Source organism: Lentilactobacillus dabitei, assembly GCF_019061365.1.
GTDB lineage: Bacteria > Bacillota > Bacilli > Lactobacillales > Lactobacillaceae > Lentilactobacillus > Lentilactobacillus dabitei.
Genome location: NZ_JAHPPD010000134.1, coordinates 1 through 4421, shown reverse-complemented (window position 1 = coordinate 4421; position 4421 = coordinate 1). Strand labels below are relative to the sequence as shown.

General features: G+C 39.4%; 3 protein-coding genes and 1 pseudogene. 2 read left to right on the top strand and 2 right to left on the bottom strand.

What is annotated here, in order from left to right:
- Positions 1 to 77 precede the first annotated feature (77 nt).
- Positions 78 to 2011, top strand: a pseudogene (locus KTE19_RS12930) (Tn3 family transposase); the annotation flags it as partial.
- A 323-nt stretch (positions 2012 to 2334) separates the two neighbouring features.
- On the opposite strand, the gene KTE19_RS12925 reads toward KTE19_RS12930, so the two are convergent.
- The gene (locus KTE19_RS12925; RefSeq protein WP_217342452.1) at positions 2335 to 2829 is read right to left on the bottom strand and encodes a DUF7679 family protein; all 495 of its coding nucleotides are present in this window, start codon (positions 2827 to 2829) and stop codon (positions 2335 to 2337) included.
- A 91-nt stretch (positions 2830 to 2920) separates the two neighbouring features.
- Positions 2921 to 3559, bottom strand: a complete 639-nt coding sequence (locus KTE19_RS12920) for a recombinase family protein (protein ID WP_084989044.1) — start codon at positions 3557 to 3559, stop codon at positions 2921 to 2923.
- 294 nt (positions 3560 to 3853) lie between these two features.
- Between KTE19_RS12920 and KTE19_RS12915 the strand changes: the two genes are divergently transcribed.
- Complete coding sequence (locus KTE19_RS12915; protein WP_217342451.1) at positions 3854 to 4024, top strand: hypothetical protein; 171 nt, start codon at positions 3854 to 3856, stop codon at positions 4022 to 4024.
- The last annotated feature ends 397 nt before the right edge of the window (positions 4025 to 4421 follow it).

The following is a 4421-nucleotide window of genomic DNA, read 5'->3' as shown; positions in this document are numbered from 1 at the left end:
GCTGGGATAATTTTTCATAGCTTAAACTCGCTTTTTACATAGAAGTATATCAAAAATCATAGATCTTGGACAGCTTCTTAGCAACTTATCCACCTGAAATAATTGAGTCAGCCGTTACCCAGGTTAATCAGTTAGTGCGTAATGAGCGAGAACCAATTGCCATTGAAGAACTGTTAAATGCTTATCGAAAATTCCGGAAATTCATTCCGGATATTTTAGCCACTATTGTTTTTGAAGGGACTACCAATGGCCAAGATTGTCTGATGGTTTGGGAGTTTATTCGCCAACGGTTTCCGCGCCCGGTTACCTATCGGATGTTTGAACAGATCGTCGAAAAACTACCGAAAAAATGGCGTTATTATATTCGTGAGAACCCCCAAGTAACCAATCAGTGTGTGTTGATTGCCGGCATCGAGCTTCTGGTTCATGGTCTTAAGCGTCATGATATTTACGTCCGGCAAAGTAATCGCTATCTTGATCCCATGGCCTGCTTAATTGATAAGTCTACTTGGCGTCAACAAAAGGCCGTTTTGATTCAACAACTTGATTTACCGCAGACTGGTCAAGCAGCCGTTGAAGCGGTGAAACAGGATTTAGCTTTATCCTATGCCGAGGCCCTAAAAAATTGGGCTGATTCAGAAATGGCCCAGGTCAAAGAGGTTGACGGCCAAGAAAAAATTATTGTGGCCAAATTACGCAAAGTCCGTGAACAAAAGGACGAAGCGGCCTTTAAAAGTCGGGTTCGGCATTTAATTCCCAAAATTGATTTATCGGATATTCTCTTGGAGGTTAACCAACAGTTACAGTTAACACAATGTTTTAGTCACGTTAGTGAAAGTGGGACGAAGATGAAACACGTTGATATTAGTATTTTAGCGGTTTTATTAGCTGAGGCTTGTAACATTGGCCTTTCGCCAGTGGCTAAAAACAGTTCAAATAGTCTAAAATACGATCGGTTAATGTACGTGGACCATCAATACTTGCGAATTGATACCCTTGCCGCCGCCAATCGCCGCATTATTAACGCGCATAAAAAATTAAAAAGTGCGCTCATCTGGGGCGACGGTCAAATGGCTTCGGCCGATGGCATTCGTTACGTTACCCCCCAAAGGTCTTTATATTCTCGTAGCAATCCAAAATACTTTGGCCGCGGTCGCGGGGTTACTTTTTACAATTTTGTTTCTGATCAATATATCGGCTTTCATGGCATGGTGGTTGCAGGGACCTTACGAGATTCTCTCTACCTATTAGAAGGCTTTTTAAATCAAGGCAGCAGTTTGGAACCCACTCAGATTATGACCGACACCGCCGGTTATAGCGATTTAGTCTTTGGCTTATTTGGCCTATTAGGTTTTCAGTTCAGTCCCCGAATTGCTAATAGTCAGGGAACCAAGCTATGGCGGATTGATTCGACCGCTGATTATCAAGTCTTAAATGGGGTGTCTCAAAACCGCATTAATTTAAGGTTGATTGAAGAACATTGGGAGGATATTTTACGCGTGGCCGGTTCGTTAAAGTCTGGTAAGGTCAATGCGACAGAATTAACTCAGGCCTTGCAACGTGAAGGCCACCCAACCGCTTTGGGTAAAGCGATTACTGAATACGGCAAAGTCTATAAAACGAAACATCAATTACGCTATCTTTCAGATGAGATTTATGCGCGTCAAATTTTGGAACAGCTAAATAAAGGTGAAGCTCGGCACGCGCTTTGTCGAAACATCTTTTATGGTCGGAAAGGGAAGCTTTATCAAACGTATTTTGATGGTATGGAAGAACAACTAAACGCTCTCAGTTTAGTCACGAATGCCATTATTTATTGGAATACCGTTTACCTGGAAAAGATTGTGACGCAGATGCAATCAGAAGGGTTTGATTGTTCTGACGACATGATCGGCAATTATCGCCACTGATGTTTGAACACATTAACTTTGTCGGTAAGTACACGTTCCAATATAATGAAGCGTTAGAAAATGGTCATTTAAGACCATTGGATGAAGCAGACGAAAAATAAGATTGTTCGGTTTTTAAAGTCTACCGCTACTTTTCGTACGAATGTTCCAGAGCTCTTTTTAAATAAAGCCAATATAAAAAATCAGAAACGCTGTTAAATCAACGTTTCTGATTTTTTGTTCGGGATCCTACCGCTACTTTTCGTATGGATGTTCCATTGACCCCATAAACGTTATATTTTCAAAAACAGAGACTAAGAGTCATGTTCATCACATGATTCTTAGTCTCTTGGTGTTCTAATACTGATATTTGGAAAAAGTACTAATTTTTTATCATAATTGGTTATCCAAGCAACATTAGTGCTAACAGTTTAACCAGACTACTTTAAATATGCCAATATTGAATATTCTTTTGCCAGCGTTGTCGCTTAATTCGCCCTAATTGGCGTAGAATCCGCCAATTGGTAATTTTCCGCCAAAGGGGACTGTGATAAGCCGTTTGCTGATAAAATTGACGTTGCCAATAGGTAATGTCTTTGCTAATTTGTTGTTGACTCCACCAAACATAATTATGAGTCAAATATCCGGCAACTTGGGCATACGGACGTTCGGTCCAGTAGGCTGCTCCCAGCAATTGACCTCGTGTAATTGGCAGGCCTCTGGTTTTAAACCAAGCCATTTTATAAATCTTCTGAATCTTGCCAACTCCCATCGGTGGTTGTTGCTTATCAGTGTAGGGGGCCAAAGGAACGACAATCAATGCTTGTAAAATTTGCTGGGGGTGTGCCGTTTGGTTTAAGGCCAATTGTAAATCATTAGAAAAGCGATAGGTACGCTGTTTAGTTGTCAATTGGATCTTGGCACACCAGAGCTTAGTCATGTTAAACCACCTTCATTTAATTTCAGAGTATGCCACATGATGGGCAAAATTGGCAACTTTTGTCTTATCTGGATCTTTACGAGCTTCTTTATCAATTAGCTGCTTTAATTTGGTCTTCCGCTCGATACTTTTCGATCCGATAGAGGGTAACTGGGGCAATCCCCAACATCCGCGCGATCTGCCGTTTGGTTAATTCTTCTCCCTGTTCCCGGCGCGTTAGCAAACGACAGGCTTCTTTATAAATATAACGTTTCTGTCGATTCGGTGAATGTGGTCCATATTCACGGACTTTACCATGATATTTTCCTTGCCGTTTAGCAATTTCAATCCCTTGTCGCTGTCTTACTTTGATTGTCTCACGTTCTTCTTGGGCCATATACTTATAAAGCTCAATAATGATATTGGTAATCAAGTTACGTAAGTTAGGATCTTCAATACTATTAAAGCTCGGTAAATTTAAAATGTTTAAGGTGGCCCCCTTATGGCGAATAGCTTCCATAATTTCTGTTAAATCGGCTGAATTTCTACCTAACCGATCTAAACTTAGCACAATTACCTCATCATCGTCACGAAGATAATCCAGCATGGCTTGAAGTTGTGGGCGGGCAGCATTTTTTCCAGAAAGTTTCTCTTGGAAAAGTTTTGTCACTCCCGCTGCTTGTAGTTGTTCAATTTGCCGGGCTAGATTTTGCTCACGAGTACTAACACGTGCGTAACCAATTTTTGTCATTTTCAGAACGCCTCCGGAACACTTATATGTAACTAATGATAATCCAACTTTCGGCTGAATACAATAGGGTAGACTCTATCGGATCACACGCTTATAACTTGTGAGGCTATTTTTAAAGAACATCCCTATAGCTGCCTTTAGAGAGATAATTTTTAACACATTCTGAACTGTCATAAACGGCTTTTTATATTTTGTATAGATTTGATTAGGTTGCTTATAAAAAGTTACTAATAGGTTCTTAGACATCGTGTTAAGGTATTATTGAAATCAAAAAATATGAATGGAGCGAGTAGAATGAAACATTTAACTATTTCATCATTGATCTTTTTTGCTGGAATGACATTATTTTCGTTGAATAATCCGACAAATATTCAAGCAAAAAGCTATACAACTGTCCCCAAAGTCTTTTGGGACTTGGAAAACTCCTTCAGAATACAACGAGAAACAATTACTAAAGATAGCTAAATATTCTTTCTATGTTACTGGTTATAAAAACGATAAAGAAAAAAGTTTGTTCCTAGCCCTTATGGTACAATGATACCGAATTAGTCGTTAGCAAACATGCAAATAGATATGAGTACTGGGATATTGGTGCAAATAATTCGGATGCAGTTTGGTTTTCAAAGCCAGTTATTCATAATGGCCATAGAACTCTTAAATCTGCTGCACCTAACATTGGATGTGCCAGCCTTAAATATCTGATTGATTATTACTATAAAAAATAAATAGGTGTAGGTATCTTTTCTAAGGATTAACAATGATTGCTTCGAATTTGTTCAAAAGGTAGATTGCAAATTTAATCCGAATTTTTGGACAAATTTGTCAGCATAACCTGATACGGTGTTTGCCAGTCGAGTATTTT

What these genes read in the sequence shown, in the direction of transcription:
- KTE19_RS12920 (WP_084989044.1), bottom strand. Translation starts at nt 3,559, where the DNA reads ATGACAAAAATTGGTTACGCACGTGTTAGTACTCGTGAGCAAAATCTA.
- KTE19_RS12925 (WP_217342452.1), bottom strand. Translation starts at nt 2,829, where the DNA reads ATGACTAAGCTCTGGTGTGCCAAGATCCAATTGACAACTAAACAGCGT.
- KTE19_RS12915 (WP_217342451.1), top strand. Translation starts at nt 3,854, where the DNA reads ATGAAACATTTAACTATTTCATCATTGATCTTTTTTGCTGGAATGACA.